Origin of the sequence: Cellulomonas xiejunii (genome assembly GCF_024508315.1) — a bacterium.
In the GTDB taxonomy this organism is placed as follows: Bacteria; Actinomycetota; Actinomycetes; order Actinomycetales; family Cellulomonadaceae; genus Cellulomonas; species Cellulomonas xiejunii.
The window spans coordinates 155,597-173,538 of sequence record NZ_CP101987.1 but is presented as its reverse complement, the minus strand read 5'-3'; the positions used below and the strand labels follow the sequence as shown (position 1 = coordinate 173,538).

At 73.8% G+C, this 17,942-nt stretch carries 17 protein-coding genes; 9 read left to right on the top strand and 8 right to left on the bottom strand.

The window, feature by feature from the left end; genetic code table 11:
- The first annotated feature begins 72 nt into the window (after positions 1–72).
- From NP048_RS00785 to NP048_RS00765, 5 genes are all read left to right on the top strand, one after another.
- Positions 73–510 carry a VOC family protein gene (locus NP048_RS00785; RefSeq protein WP_308054105.1) on the top strand — a complete coding sequence of 146 codons (438 nt, stop codon included), beginning with the start codon at positions 73–75 and terminating at the stop codon, positions 508–510.
- Positions 507–887 carry a VOC family protein gene (locus NP048_RS00780; protein ID WP_227577073.1) on the top strand — a complete coding sequence of 127 codons (381 nt, stop codon included), beginning with the start codon at positions 507–509 and terminating at the stop codon, positions 885–887. Before NP048_RS00785 ends, NP048_RS00780 begins: the two co-directional genes overlap by 4 nt.
- Before the next feature lie 62 nt (positions 888–949).
- Entirely contained in the window at positions 950–1,858 is a 909-nt protein-coding gene (locus NP048_RS00775) for an ABC transporter ATP-binding protein (RefSeq protein WP_227577072.1), read from the top strand.
- Positions 1,855–2,727: an ABC transporter permease gene (locus NP048_RS00770; protein WP_227577071.1), complete on the top strand. Its 873-nt coding sequence runs from the start codon at positions 1,855–1,857 to the stop codon at positions 2,725–2,727. Before NP048_RS00775 ends, NP048_RS00770 begins: the two co-directional genes overlap by 4 nt.
- 1 nt (position 2,728) lies before the next feature.
- Positions 2,729–2,983: a helix-turn-helix transcriptional regulator gene (locus NP048_RS00765; protein WP_227577070.1), complete on the top strand. Its 255-nt coding sequence runs from the start codon at positions 2,729–2,731 to the stop codon at positions 2,981–2,983.
- A gap of 390 nt (positions 2,984–3,373) precedes the next feature.
- On the opposite strand, the gene NP048_RS00760 is transcribed toward NP048_RS00765, so the two are convergent.
- Complete coding sequence (locus NP048_RS00760) at positions 3,374–4,948, bottom strand: M20/M25/M40 family metallo-hydrolase (RefSeq protein WP_227577069.1); 1,575 nt, start codon at positions 4,946–4,948, stop codon at positions 3,374–3,376.
- Between the two features lie 243 nt (positions 4,949–5,191).
- Here NP048_RS00760 and NP048_RS00755 point away from each other — a divergent pair, with 243 nt between their 5' ends.
- A complete protein-coding gene (locus NP048_RS00755) occupies positions 5,192–6,259 on the top strand; it encodes a PIG-L family deacetylase (protein ID WP_227577068.1) in 1,068 nt (355 codons plus the stop codon).
- A gap of 56 nt (positions 6,260–6,315) precedes the next feature.
- Positions 6,316–8,010: a sensor histidine kinase gene (locus NP048_RS00750; RefSeq protein WP_227577067.1), complete on the top strand. Its 1,695-nt coding sequence runs from the start codon at positions 6,316–6,318 to the stop codon at positions 8,008–8,010.
- Positions 8,011–8,060: 50 nt separating this feature from the next.
- Here the strand turns inward: NP048_RS00750 and NP048_RS00745 are convergent, their stop codons facing one another.
- From NP048_RS00745 to NP048_RS00730, 4 genes are all read right to left on the bottom strand, one after another.
- Positions 8,061–9,209 (bottom strand): hypothetical protein, encoded by a 1,149-nt coding sequence (locus NP048_RS00745; protein WP_227577219.1) that lies wholly within the window; start codon positions 9,207–9,209, stop codon positions 8,061–8,063.
- Entirely contained in the window at positions 9,209–10,492 is a 1,284-nt protein-coding gene (locus NP048_RS00740; RefSeq protein ID WP_227577066.1) for a glycosyltransferase family 2 protein, read from the bottom strand. The genes NP048_RS00745 and NP048_RS00740 overlap by 1 nt, the downstream gene beginning before the upstream one ends.
- A gap of 4 nt (positions 10,493–10,496) precedes the next feature.
- Complete coding sequence (locus NP048_RS00735) at positions 10,497–11,393, bottom strand: ATP-grasp domain-containing protein (RefSeq protein ID WP_227577065.1); 897 nt, start codon at positions 11,391–11,393, stop codon at positions 10,497–10,499.
- Positions 11,394–11,559: 166 nt separating this feature from the next.
- Complete coding sequence (locus tag NP048_RS00730; protein WP_227577064.1) at positions 11,560–13,275, bottom strand: OmpA family protein; 1,716 nt, start codon at positions 13,273–13,275, stop codon at positions 11,560–11,562.
- A 266-nt stretch (positions 13,276–13,541) separates the two neighbouring features.
- Here NP048_RS00730 and nrdI point away from each other — a divergent pair, with 266 nt between their 5' ends.
- Both nrdI and NP048_RS00720 read left to right on the top strand, forming a co-directional pair.
- Entirely contained in the window at positions 13,542–13,982 is a 441-nt protein-coding gene (gene nrdI, locus NP048_RS00725; RefSeq protein WP_227577063.1) for a class Ib ribonucleoside-diphosphate reductase assembly flavoprotein NrdI, read from the top strand.
- Between the two features lie 103 nt (positions 13,983–14,085).
- Complete coding sequence (locus NP048_RS00720; RefSeq protein WP_227577062.1) at positions 14,086–14,229, top strand: hypothetical protein; 144 nt, start codon at positions 14,086–14,088, stop codon at positions 14,227–14,229.
- A 28-nt stretch (positions 14,230–14,257) separates the two neighbouring features.
- On the opposite strand, the gene NP048_RS00715 is transcribed toward NP048_RS00720, so the two are convergent.
- The 3 genes from NP048_RS00715 to hxlB form a co-directional block, all read right to left on the bottom strand.
- Positions 14,258–15,892 carry an OmpA family protein gene (locus NP048_RS00715; RefSeq protein ID WP_227577061.1) on the bottom strand — a complete coding sequence of 545 codons (1,635 nt, stop codon included), beginning with the start codon at positions 15,890–15,892 and terminating at the stop codon, positions 14,258–14,260.
- Positions 15,893–15,978: 86 nt separating this feature from the next.
- Positions 15,979–17,256 (bottom strand): alpha/beta fold hydrolase, encoded by a 1,278-nt coding sequence (locus NP048_RS00710; RefSeq protein WP_227577218.1) that lies wholly within the window; start codon positions 17,254–17,256, stop codon positions 15,979–15,981.
- Between the two features lie 39 nt (positions 17,257–17,295).
- Positions 17,296–17,880, bottom strand: a complete 585-nt coding sequence (gene hxlB, locus NP048_RS00705) for a 6-phospho-3-hexuloisomerase (protein WP_227577060.1) — start codon at positions 17,878–17,880, stop codon at positions 17,296–17,298.
- Positions 17,881–17,942 lie beyond the last annotated feature (62 nt).

Below are 17,942 nucleotides of genomic sequence, written 5' to 3'. Positions count from 1 at the left end.
ATGAGTCGGCGCGGTGCCACCGGTCGGTACGTCTGTCAGCCCGCAACGGCCCCGCGACCACCTGGAGCAGCCATGACCGCCCGCATCAGCCCGTACCTCGGGTTCCGTGACCAGGCGCGCGCCGCCATGGAGTTCTACGGCGACGTCTTCGGGGCGCAGCCGGTGTTCAGCACGTTCGAGGAGTTCGGCATGGCGCAGGACCCCGCCGACGCGGGCAAGATCATGCACTCGCAGCTGGAGCTGCCCGCCGGCGGCGGCCTGCTCATGGCGTCGGACACGCCGGTGGGCATGCCGGTGCCGGACGAGTCGTCGGCGTCCGTCGCGCTGTTCGGCGGTCCGCAGGACGCCGAGGCCCTGCGGACCGTGTCGCGCGGCTCTCCGAGGGGGGCACCCCGGGCGTCCCGATGGAGGTCGCGCCGTGGGGCGACGAGTTCGGGATGTGCACCGACAGGTTCGGCGTGGGGTGGATGGTCAACGTCGCGGGTCCCGGACAGGGCTGATCACCCATGACCAGCCTCACGCCCTACCTCACCGTCCACGACGGCCGCGCGGCCATCGAGTTCTACGCAGCGGCGTTCGGTGCGGTCGAGACCGGTGAGCGGTACGAGGAGGGCGGTCGCATCGGGTTCGCCGCGCTCACCATCGACGGAGCACCGCTCTACCTGTCGGACGAGGCGCACGAGTACGGCGCGTGGGCACCCCGCAGCGTGGGGCACGCGACGGCGGCGGTCGCTCTGGACGTCGCGGACGTCGACGCGACGTACGTGCGGGCCGTGACCGCGGGCGCGACCGCCGACCGGGAGCCCGAGGACCAGGGTGACGAGAGGCGAGGGTGGCTCGTCGACCCCTTCGGGCACCGGTGGGTGATCAGCTCGCCGCTCCCCTGACGCCGGGCGCAAATCGCCCGTGACCGTAGCGTGACTGCGATGATATGTAGTACACCTACTATATGGACCGGATCGAGAACACCGCGGTGCACGTCGAGGGCCTCTGCATGGCGTACGGCGAGCGCACCGTCCTCGACGACGTCGGGTTCGACGTCGCGCCCGGCGAGGTCGTAGCCCTGCTGGGGCCCAACGGCGCGGGGAAGACGACGACCGTCGAGATCATCGAGGGCTTCCGCCGCCGCGACGCGGGCGACGTCCGGGTGCTGGGCGTGGACCCGGAGCGCGGCGACGACGCGTGGCGGGCCCGGATCGGCGTCGTCCTGCAGTCGTGGCGCGACCACCGGCGCTGGCGCGTCCGCGAGCTGCTCGGACAGCTCGGCGACGCCTACCGTCCCTACTCGACGCCCGGCACGACGCGTCCGCGCGACGTCGACGACCTCCTCGCGCGCGTCGGGCTCACCGACGCCGCCCACCAGCGCATGTCCACCCTGTCCGGTGGTCAACGCCGTCGCTTCGACGTCGCCGTCGGGCTCGTCGGCCGGCCGGACCTTCTCGTCCTGGACGAACCGACCGCAGGCCTGGACCCGGCCGCGCGCCGCGAGTTCCACGAGCTGGTCCACGAGGTGGTCGACCATGACGGCACGGCCGTCCTGCTCACGACGCACGACCTCGCCGAGGCCGAGACCGTCGCCGACCGCATCCTCCTGCTCGCGGGCGGGCACATCGTGGCCACCGGCAGCCCGGAGGCCGTCGCGCGCGACGTCGCCGGGCCGTCCGAGGTCCGCTGGACCGCCGGCGGCACGCGCCACGTGCACAGCACGCACGACCCCGTCGCCTTCACGCGCGAGCTGCTGGCTACGGGCGACGTCGACGACCTGGAGGTCGTGCGCGCCAGCCTCGAGGACGCCTATCTCGAGATCGTCCGGCGCCACGAGACCGACGCCCGTGCCGAGATGGAGGCCACGCGATGAGCACGCCCGCCGACCCCGCACCGTCGCCGCTCGCCGGGGCCGTCCGCCTCGGCCTGCGCCGCGGCCTCACCGAGTTCCGGCACATGCTGCGCAGCCCCGAGGACACGGGGTGGAACGTGATCATCGGCGTCGGGATCCTCGTCTACCTGGTCACCCAGCGGGACTCGGTGATCCCCGGCAGCGGCGGCCTCACCCTGCCCGACCTCGCGCTGCCCGGGATCCTGGCCGCGACCATCCTGTTCGGCATGGTCATGGGGCCCGCGTTCGCGCTGTCCACCGAGGTCGAGGAGGGCACGGTGCTGCGCCTGCGCACCACGCCCCGGGGGACCACGACGTACACCGTCGGGATGGTCGTCGGACAGGTGCTCGGCGCCGTCCCCATGCTCGTGCTCATCCTGGCCCCGTGGCCCTTCCTGCTGGGCGACCCCATGCACCAGGGGCCCGGCGGGTGGGTCGCCGTCGTCGGCTGGCTGCTGCTGGGGACGCTCGCGACGCTGCCGATCGGCATCGTGGGCGGCGCGCTCGCCGGGCGTCCCACGCGCGTCATGCTGTTCGTCATGGCACCCGTGGTCGCGCTCGCGTTCCTCTCGGGGATCTTCGGCCCCCAGACGATCCCGCCCTGGGCGGCCGGACCGGTGCAGGCGTTCCCGCTCTACTGGCTCGCGCACGGGCTGCGGGCCACGACCCTGCCCGCGGGTGCCGAGGGCCTCGAGCTCGGCGGCGCGTGGCACCCGGAGATCGCGGCCCTCGTGCTGCTCGCGTGGGCGGTCGTCGGGCTGGTCGTCGCGCCGGTGGTGCTGCGTCGGTCCACCGCGCGGCAGACCGCGAGCGCCCTCGCGGAGCGCCTGCAGTCGCTGGTCCGCGGCTGACGTGGCGGACGACGAGCGGCGACGTCCGCAGGGCAGCGAGTCCGTCCACAACCGCATCGCCGTGCTGCGTGCCGAGCGGGGCGTCAGCCGGCGCGAGCTCGCAGACGCGCTGGGCGTGCACTACCAGACCGTCGGCTACCTGGAGCGGGGCGAGTACAGCCCGTCGCTGCACCTCGCGCTGCGCATCGCGGCGTTCTTCGACGTCCCGGTCGAGGTCGCGTTCTCGCTCGACCCGTTCCCCCGCATCGGCGGCTGACGCGATCGGCGGATGCGGTGCGCCGGGTTGGGCGCGAGGCTGGGCGGCCTCCTCGGATACTGCTCCTCGACGGGCCGCCACGTCTCGCCCGGGTGAGAATCTTCACATCTTCATCACAAACGGGCGATTCGACAGCCGCCCCCGACCCACGTCTTGACCTCCCGGTGTCCAAGGGTCAAGAAAAGGTCACGTCAGGGGTTGGCAAGACCCGCGCAGAGGAGCAAGATGTCGCCCGTCTCCTGCGGGGCTGGGCGGCCACGCCAAGGACGACGCACCACGTCACCTGCCGCGCCGGCACGGTCCTGCGAGGGTCACCGGACGGCGGTGGCCCGGGCCACGAAGGGCGCCGGGCCACCGGTCATCCGCGCCTCAGGCGCTGCGGTGACGTCGTCAGGACGCCTGCTGCAAGGTGCCGTGCTCCTGGCCGTGCCGGTGCCCCTTGCCCTTGCCGGGCTTCCACGGTCCGTGGTGGTGACCCTGGTCCCCCGGGCCCGACACCCCGTTGATCGCCGACGTGTCGGTCGCGAGGCTGGCCGTCGCGAACGCGACCGCAGGCGCCATGATGCTGATCGCCTCCCGGCTCACGTTCGCCAGGTCGTCGTCCGCCGTGTGGTAGTTCGGGTCGTGACGGATCCCCGCCGTGCCGCCGAACAGCGCGACCTCCTCCTCGGTCTTGATGTCGTCGGCGCCGGTGAACAGACCGGACGCCGGGACACCGTTGACGATGAACGCCTGGTAGTCCGAGCGGCCTGAGAACTCCGTGTCGACCCACGCCTGGCCCCTCGACTCGAACCAGCCGGTCAGGACGTCCTCGGTCTGCGCCGAACCCTCGGGGACGTCGACCGGTGCGGGGTACGTCGACTCGTCCGCGTCGTACACCCCGATGATGTAGTTGGGCGAGCCCACCATGTCGAAGTTCAGGTACGTGGCGATGCGGTCGAGCTCACCCTCCTGGCCCGCGAGCTCGTCGACGTACGCCGTCGAGCCGATGAGCCCCAGCTCCTCGGCGCCCCACCACGCGAACCGCACCGTGTTGTTGAGCTTCTTCTGCTTCGCGAGCTGCACGGCGACCTCGAGCAGCACGGCCGAGCCGCTGCCGTTGTCGTTCATGCCCGGGCCCTCCTCGACGCCGTCGAGGTGCGCACCGAGCATGACGACGTTGTCGTCGCGACCCGCGCGCGTCTCGGCGATGACGTTGAAGCTCTCGTTCTCCTCGGTGTGGAACCGGGTGTCGAGGGTGATCGGCACACCCGCCGCCACCGCCTCGACCACGGCGAGCCCGTCGGCCTGGCCCATGCCCGCGACGGGCACGTTCACGACGGTCCCCTCGCCGAGCGTCCCGTAGAGCATCTCCTCGACGTTGTTGTAGACGACGACGCCGACCGCGCCGGCCGCCTCGGCCACGACCGCCTTGTCGCCGAACGCGCACACCCCACGGCTGATGACGGCGATCGTCCCGGCCACGTCGACCCCGGCCCACGACTCCGCCGTGCAGCCGGTGGTGTCGGTCGGCGTCGAGCCCGGCGCGGTGACACCGCCCTCGGGCGAGCTCGGTGCGTACTGCATCTGGTCGACCACGTACGTCTCGCCGGTGCCGAGCGTCAGGCTCGCGGCGTCGACCACCTCGAGCCCGAAGGTGAACGGGTCGCGGGTGGTCGTGTACCCCGCCCGCTGCAGCGTGCGCTCGACGTACCGGGCGCTGGCCTCGTACCCCTCGGTGAGCGCGGCGCGGTTGCCGTCGTTGCGGTCCGCGATGCGCTGGAACTCCTCGAGGTGGCGCCACACGCCACGCGTCGTGACCTGACGGGCGAACCTCTCGGCGTTGATGGTGTGCCCCGGTCCGTGCCCGGGACCTGGCTTCCCGCCCGGCCCGTGCGCCGTGGCGGGCGGCGCGAGCAGCGCGCTCGTCCCGAGCACGAGCACGGCGAGCGCTCCGGCGAGCGTGGTGGTGCGTCGAGCTGTCACTGTGGTGTCCCTTCGTCGCGGGACCCGCGGCTGGTCGGCCGTGGGGCGACGCCGCCCGCGGGATGCACGGACGACGTCTCGCCCCACGGTGAACGATCACGCCTGAGATGTCACGACATCCCACGACTTCCCGGGCGCGGATCGACCGCCGGGCGGGCAACGGGCGCAGGCGCCCCGCTCGCCGGGCGGTCCCGCGCCCCCCTTCCTACAGTGGGCCGTACACGTCGAGGCCCGGGGGGGTCCATGCCAGACGACCGGTACCGCGCACTCGTCCTCGAGGACGACCCCGACGCGGCAGAGCTCCTGCGGATCGCCCTCGAGCGTGAGGGGATGGTGGTCGTCGTCGCGACCACCGCGGAGGGCGCCCTGTCCGAGCTGAGCCGCAGCACGTTCGACGTGCTCGTGACCGACATCCAGCTGCCCGGGCGCTCCGGGCTGGAGATCCTCCCCGAGGCGCGCCGCCTCGACCCGGCGCTCACCGTCATGGTCGTCACGGCGTACCCGACGTTCGACCACGCCGTCGAGGCGCTGCGGGAGGCCGCCGACGAGTTCCTCGTCAAGCCCGTGTCGTCCGCGGAGGTCGTGCGGCGGGCCACCGAGCTGGCGAAGGTCGCCCGCGAGCGCCGCACCAGCAACCGGCAGCGCATCCTGGCGGTGGGGGCCCACCCGGACGACGTCGAGATCGGCGCCGGCGCCACGCTGGCCGCCCACGGCGCCGCCGGCGACGACCTGGTGATCCTCACGCTGTCCGGCGGAGCCGTGGGCGGCAGCACGACCGTCCGGCAGGCGGAGGCCGCCGCCGCCGCGGCCGTCGTGGGCGCCCGCCTCATCCACCTCGACTTCCCGGACACCCACCTGGTCCCCGCCGAGGGCATCATCACCGCGATCGAGCGGACCATCGAGGAGGTCCAGCCCGACCGGATCTACACGCACAGCGCGCACGACCGCCACCAGGACCACCGCGCGGTGCACGAGGCCGTCGAGATCGCGGCCCGCCAGGTGCCCAACGTGTGGTGCTTCCAGAGCCCGTCGTCGACCGTGGCCTTCGCGCCCAACCGGTTCGTCGACGTCGCAGGGTTCGTCGACACCAAGCTCCAGATGCTCGCGGCGTACGAGTCCCAGGCCCACCGCGACTACATGCGGCCCGACATGGTCCGCGCGACGACGCGCTACTGGTCCCGGTTCAGCACGTCCGACGACGTCGAGCCGCTCGAGACCGTCCGGGCGAGCGAGACGGTCGCGTGGCAGGTGCGGGCGGCACCTGCCGTCGAGTGGACGCCGACCCCCGGGGACCACGGCTCGGGCGAGTGATGGCCGCGACCCGGCGCACGGGGCCACCCTCGTCGGGCACCGAGTCGATGGACCCGGTGACGCGCGCCCTGTTCGACCGCCTCGCCGTCGGCTGGCTCGCACCGGACGCCGTCGCGCTGCGGCAGGCACCGGCGACGGTGACCATCCTGGTGTCGCTGGTCGTCGTCGAGTCCGCGGTCGCGCCGGAGCGGCCGGCGCTGCTGGTCACGGCTGGCCTCCTGGTCGCGCTCGCTCAGCTCGCGGGCATCCTCGTGCCCTGGAGACGTCTGCGACCCGTCTGGCGGGCGACCCCGCCGATCGCGCAGATGACGGCGATCGCCCTGCTGGACATCGGCACGGGCCTGCCGATGGCCGAGTTCGACATCCTCCTGATCCTGCCGATGGGCATGCTCGCGCTGCGGCCCGAGCGCTGGGGACCGGTGGTCGCGCTCGCGATGTGCACGGTCGTGCTGCTGGCGCCCGCGATCGTGGACGTCGACCGCAGGCAGCCGCTGCTGCACGCGGTCGTCACCCTGCTGGTCATCGTCCCGACGGTGCTGGGCGCCCACGGCATCGTGCAGGCCACGCGGATGCAGGCCAACGAGCTCCAGCGCGCGCGCGACGCCCTCGACGTGCGGGCGCGGCAGCTGCGCGCGTCGCGCGACACCCTGAGCAGCATCATCGAGGCCGCCACCGAGCAGGCCATCATCGCGACGGACGTCCACGGGGTCGTCCTGTCCGCCAACTCCGGCGCCGCGCGCATCCTGGGACGTGCGGTGCACGAGCTCGTCGGTCGCGAGATCGGCGACCTCGTGGACGACCTGCGCCCCGGCGCCCCGCAGGACGTCCACGTGGGTGTGCCGCTCCGCCGGCTCGTCGGCCGCGCGGCCGAGGGCGGGACGCACGTCGAGGAGTGGCGCGTCGTCCTGGCCGACGGCACCATCCGCTTCCTGGAGCTCGTCGCCACCCTGCGGCCCGGGCTCGACGACGCGGGCCCGACGCTGCCCGCCGGCTACCTGTTCGTCGGCACCGACGTCACCCCGCGGCGCGACGAGCAGCGTCAGCAGGACGAGTTCATCGGCCTGGTCAGCCACGAGCTGCGCACGCCGCTCGCCTCGATCCTCGGGTACCTCGAGCTGATCCGGTCCGGCGACCACGTGCTCGACGAGGAGCAGAGCAGGTACCTGGACGTCGTCGAACGCAACGCGAACCGGCTGCGCTCCCTGGTGGACGAGCTGCTCGCAAGCGCCCAGGTCGTCGTCGGTGCGCCCGTGTCGGGCCAGGAGGTCGACGTCGGGGACGTCGCCCGCGGCGCGGTGACCAGCCAGGCCCCCATCTCGCGCGCCGCCGGCGTGCAGGTCGACGTCCAGGCGGACGGGCCGGTGCCGCTGCTGTCGGACCCCCAACGACTGACCCAGATCGTGGACAACCTGGTGAGCAACGCCGTGAAGCACAGCCTCGCGGGCGACCGGGTCGTCGTCGAGGTGCGCCCCGGCACCGCGCCGGACGGCGCGCGCACGGCCCTGATCCGGGTGGTGGACGAGGGTGCGGGCATCGCGCCCGACGAGCTGTCGCGCCTCACCGAGCGCTTCTATCGCACGCGCGACACCAAGCGCCGCCGGGTACGCGGGGTCGGCCTGGGGCTCTCCCTGGTCCAGGCGATCGTCGACGAGCACGGCGGGCGGCTCACCATCGACAGCGAGCTCGGGAGCGGCACGCAGGTCGAGGTGGTGCTCCCCGACCTCACGGAGGCGACGACGCCGGGACCGTGACGGGCCGCGCGTCGGCGGTGAGCGGACCGTGAGCGCTGCGGGTCACGACCTCAGCTCGACGCCGGGTTCCACACCGCGGCCAGGGCCGCCCAGTCCTCGTCCGTGAGCAGGCTCGCGGGCGTCACGTTGACGTGGGTGACGCCGTTGGTCGCGGCCTGCTCGACCGCCTGCGCCAGCACGTCGGCGCTCAGCACCCCCGGCGGATCGACCGAGAACGGTGCCCACATGCCCACGGACACGGTGAAGCGCGACATGTCGTACCCGGCCTCCTCGAGGCCGGCGGTCACGCGGGAGATGTCGGTGGGCGGGCGCTGACCGAACAGGTAGCCCCACAGCACGAGACGGTCGGCGGAGCGCAGCAGGACGTCGTACAGCTGACCCGAGACCGGGGAGCCCTTCGCCGGGTCGTCGAAGTCGACCCGCGCGTCCATCGCCAGGACGATCCCCGCGCCGCGGCCGCCGTCCACCGCGTCGAGTGCGGACCGCATGCGCGCCAGGAGCCCTGCCAGGACGTCCGCGCGCCACGCCGCCACGGAGTCGGCGTAGTCGTCCGGCAGGCCGTCGGCGGTACGCGGCCAGTCCGTCGCACCGGTCATCTCGCGGAACAGCGCCAGGTCGTCGTCCCCGAACGAGTTGATGTCGAGGAACAGCTCGGTGATCGCGATCTGGCTCGGCTCGTAGCGTTCACCCAGCGCCGCCACGTACTCCACCAGGCGGTCCCCCACCGGCCCCCGGGCGAGCTGCGCGGCCGACGCCGTGTACGTCGCCGGTGTGCCGTCGGCCGACCTTCCTGCGATCGACGGGTCCTGCACGATCCACTCCGGGACGTACGCGTCGACGATGAGCCCGATCTCCCGCTGCCTGCCGTCGCCGGTGAGCCGCAGCGCCCGTGCGGCGCGCGCGATGTGGTCGGCCCCGGGCTCGGCGGCCGCGTCGGGGTACGCGGCCCAGTCGAACGCCGTGAACTCGACGCGCCCGGCGTTGAGGTCGACGCCCGTGGCACCGACCTCGTCGAGGTGGGCGTCGAGGGCCGCCCAGTCCGTCGCGGGGTCGGTCACGATGCCGAAGTCCACGCTGACCGAGCGCAGCGACTGCGGCTGCGACGGCGACGGCGCCCGTAACGGCGGCGGGACGTCCTGCCACGGGCGGGCCACGACGACCGCGACCACGACCACGGCGAGGAGCGAGGCGAGGATCATCACGAGCCAGGACCGTGCTCCTCGACCAGACCGCTCACCGACACCGTCCCGCTGCGTTCCAGCTTGTTCCATCTGTTCTCCGCGTTCCCCAGCTCGAGCCGCGCGGCGTCGAGCACGACGAAGGTCATGAGCGCCGAGTACACGGGCCACAGACCCACCGTCCACAGGTAGCGCAGGTCGCGCGGGGCCCGGTCCAGGAGCACGGCGGCGACCAGCAGGACGAACGACAGCGGCAGGCCGACCAGCAGCAGCCACTGCCACAGGTCGGACGGCAGCCAGCTCGTGCCCTGGACGAGGAGCAGCACGATCAGCACGACGGCGCCCAGCACCTGCAGGAAGGGCGCGACCACCTGGGCCAGCGTGTTGTACAGCAGGTACACCCCGAACGGCCCGTAGCGCGGGTTGCCGATCATGCCGCGGTGCAGCGCCGTCGCCTGCAGCAGCCCGCGGGCCCACCGCACCCGCTGCCGCCACAGGCCGCGCAGGGTCGACGGCGACTCGGCGAAGACCAGTGCGTCGGGCGTGAACGTCACGCGGTAGCCGGCGCGGTGCACGCGCCACGTCAGCTCGAGATCCTCACCGAGGGTGTCGGTGCGGACCGGGCCCACCTGCTCGAGGACGTCACGCCGGAAGGCCCCCACGTTGCCCGACACCACCGGCATGCACCCGAGGACGTCGAGGGCGCGCCGCATCAACCCGGTGCCGACGTGGCTGATGAGCGAGAGCAGCCGGGTCAGGACGCGGTCGAGGTTCACGGGCCGGTCGTTGCCGCACACCGCGCCGACGCGCTCGTCGCGGAAGCCACGGAGCAGGCGCGTCAGGGTGTCGCGGCGGAACAGCCCGTCGGCGTCCACCAGCACGAGCACCTCACCGCGCGCGGCCGCGATGCCGGTGTTGAGCGCGGCTCCCTTGCCTGCGTTCTCCTGGTGGAGGGGACGCACCCGGGGATCCGCGGCGGCCAGCTCGCGCATCCGGGCGTAGGTGCCGTCGCACGACCCGTCATCGACGCACACGACCTCGAGCCTCGGGTGGTCGCTGCGCAGGATCGACTCGATGCAGTTGCCGATCAGCAGCGCCTCCTCGTAGGCCGGGACGACGACGCTGACCGACGGGGGCTCGGTGAAGAGCGGGCCGCAGCCGGAAGGCCCCGGCGTCGCGCGCCGCTGCCTGACCTCGAAGACGAGGGCCGCGGGGACGAAGGCCAGGCGGACCAGGCCCACGACCAGCAACGACGCACCGACGACGAGCACGAGCGACGTCAGCAGTGCGACGACCACGGTCATCGGGTCAGCCCGGCCAGTCGTCGAGAACTGCGTCCAGGATCTGCGGGGCGGACGCCGACACGGCCCCGAACCGGGCGTTGACCTCGAGCACCACGGGCGCGCCGTCGGCGAGGCGGCGCACGTCCATGTCGACCGGCCCCACCAGGTCCAGGGCCTGGACCGTACGCAGGGCGAGGGCGGCGACGTCCGGGGCGGACCCGTCGGGCAGACGCTCGACGGCCGTCGCGTTGCCGATCCGGCCGTGCTCGAGCGCCGCCTTCTGCAGCACGACGACGACGGTGCGGCCCGTCCGCGGCGAGCGGTACACCTGCGGGCTGTACTCCACGGCCGGTGCGAACACCTGGACCACCCAGGCGGCGTCGAGCTGGTCCCACACCGGGTCGTCCGGTCGGTCGACCACGTGCACACCGCGACCGCCGCGCGCGACCCGGGGTTTGACGACGACGGGTCCGCCGGCCCACTCGAGCGCGACCGCCGGGGAAGCGAACACGTCCGCCGGGGCGAAGGCCGGGACCGCGACGCCCGCGCGCGCCAGCGTCCACATCGTCAGGAGCTTGTCCCCCGCGACGGCCGCAGCCGACGCCGACGACCCGACGAGCGCGCTGCCGAGGCCTGCGGCACGCCCGAAGACCGCGATCCGCGGCAGCTCCTCGGAGACCGTCGGGACGACCAGGTCCGGACCCACACGTTCGATCAGGTCGCGCATCGCCGGTTCGTAGCGCGGGTCACCGGCGGCCGGCACCGCCTCGACGGTGTCGAAACCGGTCACGGGCACCGGGTTCAGGTCCGCCCCGACGGCTCTCAGCTCCGGGTCACGCCCCACGAGCTGGGCGCCCAGGGCGCGCCCTGCCGGCCCGGCAGCACCGGTCACCAGGATCGTGCGCCGTCCCCCTGCGCCCATCATCGGATCATAGGCACGCGCCGCCGGAGCCGCAGAAGAGCGACTCAGGCGCGACGGGCGAGGTGCCGTGCTCGCCCTCGTGGGCCTGGTCTTCGCGGTCCACCCGCTGCTGACGTGAGGCCGCTGCTCGGGGCCGCCGCTCAGGGCCGCCGCTCAAAGCCGCCGCTCAGGGGGTCGCGTCGTCCGGGGGTGCGCTCGAGGTGGACGCGCCCGGGGCCCGGGGCGCGGCGACCTCGGGTGCGACCGGGATGTCGACGAGGCGGAAGTCGGTGTCGAACGCGACGCCCGTCCCGGCCTGGAACACGACGGTGTCGACGTCGAGACGCGGGTACACGAACGAGAACGTCCGGGTCTGGCCGCCGTCGATCCACGAGCTGGCGTCCAGGTCCGACGCGGTGAACCACTCGCCGTCGGGCCACAACTCGTTCTCCCCGACGCGGTAGTCCAGCGGGAACAGCCGGGACGCGCCCTGCAGAACCGTGCCGCGGGCGGTGATGCCGTGCGGCGTGACGGTGCCGCCGGGGCGGTGGGAGGAGAACCCCCGCAGGAAGCCCACCGCCCAGCCCAGCCCGTCCTTGTCGTCCGCGGCGTGCACGGTCAGGTCGACCACCACATGGCCGTGCACGCGGCGGGCCGTCGCATCGACCTCCCACGTGCGGGCCACCGTCTCCACGCGCAGCGGCGTCCCCGCGGCTCCGACGTGCGCCCCGAACGCCGGGAGCTCACCCTCCGTCGTGACGTCGGTGCGCGTGACGACCTTCGACGTGAGCGACACGGTCACGCGCCGGTTGAGCGCGCGCCCCTCGTCCGACGTGTTGTCCGCGACCGGCTCGGACTCCCCGCGGCCGTCGACCCGCATGCGGTGCCCGGCACCGCCGGCCTGGGCAGCGAGCGCGTCCGCGACCGCCTGCGCGCGTCGCCGCGACAGGTCGCGGTTGTACGCGTCGTCCGCCTGGTCGTCGGTGTGGCCGACGACCTCGACCGTGCCCTTCTCACGCTCGGCGAGCCGCTGCGCGACCAGCGCGACGGCCTGCGCGGACTCCGGCGTCAGGTCGGCCGAGTCGAACGCGAACAGCACGTCGGACCCGAGCGTGACCTCGACCCGCTCGGTGGACTCGATGGTGCGCACGGCACCGTGGAGCTCGGCGCTCGTCGACTCCAGCGGGAACGTCGGCGCGCTGACGACGGCGTCCAGGTCGAGCTCCTCGGGCGGCTCGACCTCCTCGACGTCGGGGGTGGCCGACGGGCTCGCGGAGGCCAGGGCGGCCGCCGTCGCGGCGGCGTCTGCGGCCGCGGCCACGTCGTCCGGGTGCGCGGCCGGGGGGACCTCGCCCTCGATGATCGGCACCTCGGCGAACAGCGGGGCGCCGGGCACCAGCAGGGACAGCGCCGCGACGTCGTCCGCCGGTGCGGCGAACGGCATCTGGAGACGGGTGCCGTGCGCCGCCCTGATCCGGTGCCAGCGCTCGGGTGCGACGACGGGCTCCCCGTCGGCGTCGGCGCCGACGTGGTGGACCACGTCGGCGGCGAGGTCGAAGAGACGGACGTTGACCGGCGCCTTCCCCTCCGCGACGAAGGACGTCACGTCGAAGCCGCCGATGCGGACGTCCTCGTCGAGCTCCTCGAGCGGGACGACGTCGAGCGTCAGGACCACGTGCTCACCGGCGCGCACGAGCGGGTGCACGCGCAGCTCGAGGTCCACGCCGCCCTCGGGGATCACGGCCGTCGCGACGACGTCGTCCGGCTGCGGGCCCGGGTCGACGGTCGGCGTCGGGGTGCCGGGACCGGGGGCCGGGTCACCGCCTGTGCAGGCGACGAGCGCGAGACCCAGCGCGACAGCGAGGGCGGCGCGCACCGGGCGGAGGCGTCGGGCAGCGGGCACGGAGGTCTCCTGGCGGGGTGGGGGGTGCCGCCATGATGCCCGAAAGGTCCGGACCAGGCCTTTCGCCGTCCACAACCTCACCCGTCCGGCGTACGGGTCGGTCCCCGCGAGGACTCCCAGGACCGACGCCACCCTCCCCTTCCCGCGCGAGAGAGCGATCCAGGACGACTGGCTGCTCTCGCGCGGGCGAAGGCGCGGGGGCCGCGGGCCGATGTCCGGGACCAACGTCCGCGCCGCCCGCCGCCGCGACGGGGTGGGCTGGTGGGATGCGCCGCACGCCCGTCTACTACTACTCGTCCTCGAGCGGGCTGGTCCGCACCTTCGCCGAGCGGCTCGACCGCCCGGTGCGCAACCTCGCCGAGCGCGAGCACCGGCGCAGCGAGGTCGACGGGCCGTGGGTGCTGCTGACCCCGTCGTACAAGACGGGCAACGACGCGAACGACACGATCCCCGAGGCGGTGCGACGGTTCCTGGCCTCACCCCACAACCGGCGGCTGCTCGTCGGCGTCATGGGGTCGGGCAACCGGAACTTCGGGCAGTACTACCAGAAGGCGGCCCGGGAGATCGCGCAGCGGTCCGGCCGGCCCGTGCTGTTCGAGTTCGAGCTCGCGGGCACGCCCTGGGACGTCGAGGAGTGCGAGCGGATCCTGCGGGACCTCGACGCGGCCCTGGCCGAGCGGCACGCGGGCGGGCAGCCGGCGGCCTGACGACCGCGACGCCCCCGACCCCGAACCGCACGGCCCGAGGGTGCGCGTCCCGCGGCGCGGCGGCACAGTGGACCCGGACGTCCGCCGACCCGGGAGGCCCGACGTGACCGGACGCGCGAGCGACGAGCCGCACGACCACGAACGGCGCACCCGCCGGATCGCCCGGCTGCTGGTGTGGACGGGCGCGGCGATCGTCCTGGGTGTCGTCGTGGGGCTGGTGTACGCGATCCACCCGCTCGTGACGTGAGGCGCCGCGAGCCGTCAAGAGGTGGTCCTCAGCCGGCCTCGTCGGAGAGCACCGGCACTCCCGTCATCCGGAAGTCCGCGCTGTTGAACGTCCCGTCCCCTGCCTGGATCGTCACCTCGGTCGTCTCCAGGCGCGGGTACACGAAGCTGAACGTGCGTCGCTGACCGCCGGCCATGGTGAACGTGCCCTGGAGGTCCGCGACGGTCCACCACTCGCCGCCGGGGAAGTTCTCCCGGTCGGCGGTGCGGTAGTCCAGCGGGTAGAGCCGCAGGGCGCCGTCGAGCACGGTGACCCGACCGGAGTTCTGCATGGGCACGACCGTGTCGTCGCCGCGGTGCGAGGACAGCACGTTGCTCAACGCGCCGAACACCGACTCGCCCTGGTCATCGGGGGCGGCGACCTCGAGGTCGACGACGAGGTGCCCGTGCACGTGGCGCGCGGTGGCGTCGAGGTCCCAGCGGGACCTGTCGGTCCCGAGCCGCAGACCCGCGCCCGCCGCCCCGGCGACACCCTCCTCGCCGAACGGCGGCAGCTCGCCCGTGGCCGTCAGGTCGGTGCGCGTCACTACCGTCGACGCCAGGGTGACGGTGACGCGTCGGTTCCGCGCGCGGTTGTCCTCCGTGTCGTTGGCGACGAACGGCTCGGCCTCGCCCCGCCCCTCGACCTGCAGCGGGTACGACGTGCCGATGCTCCCCGCGAGCGTGTCGGCGACCGTCTGCGCGCGGCGCTGGGAGAGGTCCTGGTTGTACGCGTCGTCACCCTGGTCGTCCGTGTGCCCGACGACCGCGACCGTGCCGGGCTCACGCTCGGCGATGCGCTGCGCCACGAGCGTGATCGCCTCACTCGCGGCAGGGGTGAGGGTCGCCTGGTCGAACTCGAAGAGCACGTCCGACCCGAGCGTCACCTCGACCTTCTCGACGGACTCGACGGTCTGCACAGCGCCGTCGAGCTCGACGCTCGCCGACTCCAGGGGGAACGTCGGCGCGCCCACGATCGTGTCCCACTCCAGCCCGTCCGGCTCCGGCACGGCGGTCGACGTCGCGCGTTCCTTCTCCAGGACCTCGGGCCGGACGGGGGACGGCAGGTCGCCCTCGATCACCGGCACCTCAGCGAGGAGGGGCGCGCCGGGCAGGAGAACGGACAGGCTGGTCACCTCCGGCGGCGGTGCGGCGTACGCCGTCTGCAGCCGGGTGCCGTCCGACGTGCGGATGACATCCCACTCGTTGTCGCTGACGACCGGGCGCCCCCTGTCGTCGCGTGCGACGTGGTGGACGACGTCGCGTTCGAGGTCCAGCAGACGGAGGTTGACGGGCCCGGACATGATCTCGGCAGTGAACGCCGCGCCGCCGAAGCCGAACAGGGTCACGGCGTCGTCCTCGGGGACGGCGGGCGCGACCGCGGTGAAGTCGACGGTGAGCACGACGTACTCCTCGTGGCGGACCAGCGGGTAGACCTCGACCTCGACGTCGAACCCGTTGCTGGGGATCGCCGCGGTCGCGACCACGTCGTCGGGCTGCGGGCCGGGCGCGACGGTCGGCGTGGCGGCGCCCTCAGGGGCGGGTGCGGGAGTACCGCCGGTGCAGGCCGCGAGGACCGTGAGGGCGGCGGCCAGCGCAGCCGCGGTCGTCACGCGGACGTGGCGGTGGCGCCGGGGAGCGGGCACGGACGATCCTCCAGACAGGCGGGGGCACCGCACATCATGCCCGAGATGTCGGGATCGACCGGGCAGCCGTCCACAGGCTCACCCGTTCAGCGGGTGGTGACCGTCCACCGCCCCGACGTCAGGTCCGCCAGCCGCGGCAGGATCGTGTCGCCCGCGACGCGCAGGCCGTCGTGCAGGTACTCGTTGGTGATCCACACCTGCGCGTTGCCCAGACCGTCCGCGGTGCGCAGCGCCAGGTCCAGGTCGACGTACGGGTCGTCGTAGTACTGCACCGCCGCGACGGGCACCTCGTTGGCGGCGAGCCGGTCGACGTCGTACAGCTCGGGCCACTCGGTGCGCGACGCGAGCTCCTCGGCGACGGCGGCGAACGGTCGCAGCGCCGCGACCTGCTGGTACATCCACGGGTACACGGCCTCGCCCGTCAGCTGCAGGGGGCGGGCGTCGGCCGCGAACCGCGGGTGCCGCGCGTGCTCGGCCGCCGCCGCCCACCCGGGCTCGCGGTGCCCGCAGTGGTAGATGACCTCCTGCAGCACCAGGTACAGCGGGTTGGTCGCGAACCCGGTGCGCGACGCGACCTGCGCGAGGAACCCGGGCGCCGGCTCGCCGCGGCGGTCCAGCGCGGTGTCGAGCAGCCAGTGCAGGTCGTCGGTACCGGCGCTCATGCCGAACGACATCCCCAGGGTCTGCAGCCGCTCGACGCTCAGCGTCTCCCCCGTGGGCAGCACGACGTCGCCGGCGGCGACGCGGTCGGCCAGGCGGCCCAGCAGGCCGACGTCGTCGGGGAACGCGCGGGCCAGCGCGCGGTTGCGCGCCGCCTGCCGCGGGTAGGTCGCGGCGTAGACGTCCTCGGCGGTCGCCCCCACGGGCGGCAGACCGCCGGTGACCCAGCAGGCGTCGAGCGCCTCGGGGTGCCGCGACAAGTACGTCAGGGTGACGAACCCGCCGTACGACTGGCCGAGGGTCGTCCACCGTCGACCGCCGTACACGGTCCGGCGCAGGTGCTCGGCGTCCTCGACGATCGCGTCGGCGCGGAAGCACGCCAGGTAGTCGGCGGCCGTGCGGGCGTCGTCGAACGCCGCGACGTCGTCGCCGTCGACGCGCGACGAGCGACCCGTCCCACGCTGGTCGAGCAGCACCACGCGGTGCGTGCGCAGCGCGGTCGCCCACCAGCCACCCCCGGGCACCGGCCGCGGTCCCATGCCGCCGGGCCCGCCCTGCAGGAACAGCAGGAGCGGCAGGTCGTCCCCGTCGCGCTCGGGGTCGACGATCTCCCGGGCGAAGACCTCGAGCGTGCCGAACCGCTGCGGGTCCGCCCGGTCCACCGGCACCTCGACGTGGTGCTCGCGCACCCGGAACCCGGTCATCGCGTACTCGTCCACACCGCCACCCTACGAGCGGATCGGTCACTCCGTGCGGGCGTGGCGCGCGGCAGCGGCGGCGTGGTCCACCTCGCGCGCATCGGCCAGGCCCAGGCACACGACGTCGAGCAGCACGTGCGTGGTCTGGTCGAACAGGCTCGACAGCGGCTGGATCGTCGGCGCCTCGCCCGCGCGGCGGAACCGGGTGGCGGCGGGCACGACGAGCACCGCGTCCGCCACGGCACCGAGCGGTGACGTCGGGGCGGTCGTGACCGCGAGGACCCGGGCACCGACCTGCACGGCCTGCTCCGCGACCCGCACGGTCACGGCCGTCGTGCCGGAGCCGGACACCGCGACGACCGTGTCCCCCGAGGCGACGGCGGGCGTCGTCGTCTCTCCCACGACGTGCACGCGCAGGCCCAGGTGCATGAGCCGCATCGCGAACGCGCGGGCCATGAACCCGCTGCGGCCATCGCCGGTGACGAAGACGCGGCCGGCGCCGAGCAGGGCGGCCGTGACGGCGTCGATCCCTGCGGTGTCCGTGCGTGCCAGGACGGAGACGATCTCGTCGGTGACGGCAGCGAGCCGGCCTGCGGTGTCGGTAGGTGCGGCGGTGAGGGTGTCGGTCATGGGGTCCTCCGGTGTGGTCAGGCGGGCGGGGTGGCCCGGGATGGTGCCTGGTCGGGGGTGGT

What these genes read in the sequence shown, in the direction of transcription:
- NP048_RS00785 (WP_308054105.1), top strand. Translation starts at nt 73, where the DNA reads ATGACCGCCCGCATCAGCCCGTACCTCGGGTTCCGTGACCAGGCGCGC.
- NP048_RS00780 (WP_227577073.1), top strand. Translation starts at nt 507, where the DNA reads ATGACCAGCCTCACGCCCTACCTCACCGTCCACGACGGCCGCGCGGCC.
- NP048_RS00775 (WP_227577072.1), top strand. Translation starts at nt 950, where the DNA reads ATGGACCGGATCGAGAACACCGCGGTGCACGTCGAGGGCCTCTGCATG.
- NP048_RS00770 (WP_227577071.1), top strand. Translation starts at nt 1,855, where the DNA reads ATGAGCACGCCCGCCGACCCCGCACCGTCGCCGCTCGCCGGGGCCGTC.
- NP048_RS00755 (WP_227577068.1), top strand. Translation starts at nt 5,192, where the DNA reads ATGCCAGACGACCGGTACCGCGCACTCGTCCTCGAGGACGACCCCGAC.
- NP048_RS00745 (WP_227577219.1), bottom strand. Translation starts at nt 9,209, where the DNA reads ATGATCCTCGCCTCGCTCCTCGCCGTGGTCGTGGTCGCGGTCGTCGTG.
- NP048_RS00740 (WP_227577066.1), bottom strand. Translation starts at nt 10,492, where the DNA reads ATGACCGTGGTCGTCGCACTGCTGACGTCGCTCGTGCTCGTCGTCGGT.
- NP048_RS00735 (WP_227577065.1), bottom strand. Translation starts at nt 11,393, where the DNA reads ATGGGCGCAGGGGGACGGCGCACGATCCTGGTGACCGGTGCTGCCGGG.
- nrdI (WP_227577063.1), top strand. Translation starts at nt 13,542, where the DNA reads ATGCGCCGCACGCCCGTCTACTACTACTCGTCCTCGAGCGGGCTGGTC.
- NP048_RS00710 (WP_227577218.1), bottom strand. Translation starts at nt 17,256, where the DNA reads ATGACCGGGTTCCGGGTGCGCGAGCACCACGTCGAGGTGCCGGTGGAC.
- hxlB (WP_227577060.1), bottom strand. Translation starts at nt 17,880, where the DNA reads ATGACCGACACCCTCACCGCCGCACCTACCGACACCGCAGGCCGGCTC.